Genomic DNA, 477 nt, shown 5'->3' on the forward strand with positions numbered 1-477 from the left:
TGGGGTGACAGAGGCATGATCGATTCAGGCTGATGGCAGAAAGTGCGGCGCGAAACGCGCAGGGTTGAACGGCAAGGCGGCGGGCGCGGCAAGCAGGCCACGCAGATGAAGGAAGACGACTGGATCGAGACGCTCTTCATCGCCAACACGCACGACTACATCCTGTGCTTCTCGAACCGCGGCCGTGTCTACTGGGTCAAGGTCTACGAGGTGCCGCAGGGTTCGCGCAACTCGCGCGGCCGGCCGATCGTCAACATGTTCCCGCTGCAGGACGGCGAGAAGATCAACGTGGTGCTGCCGGTCAAGGAGTTCTCGGCCGACAAGTACGTGTTCATGGGCACCTCGCTCGGCACCGTGAAGAAGACCCCGCCCGAGGCCTCCAGCCGGCCGCTGAAGAAGGGCATCATCGCGGTCGGCCTCGACGAGGGCGCTTTCCTGATCGGCGCCGCGATCACCGACGGCGAGCACAACGTGATG

Annotated in this window: 1 pseudogene; it reads left to right on the forward strand. The window is 64.2% G+C overall.

Features of this window, described 5'->3' with window-relative positions:
• Window positions 1–78: 78 nt before the first annotated feature.
• Window positions 79–477, forward strand: a pseudogene (locus tag HWY05_RS37840) (DNA gyrase C-terminal beta-propeller domain-containing protein); the annotation flags it as partial.

The sequence above is a fragment of the Paraburkholderia sp. BCC1876 genome, assembly GCF_902833695.1.
Classification (GTDB): Bacteria; Pseudomonadota; Gammaproteobacteria; order Burkholderiales; family Burkholderiaceae; genus Paraburkholderia.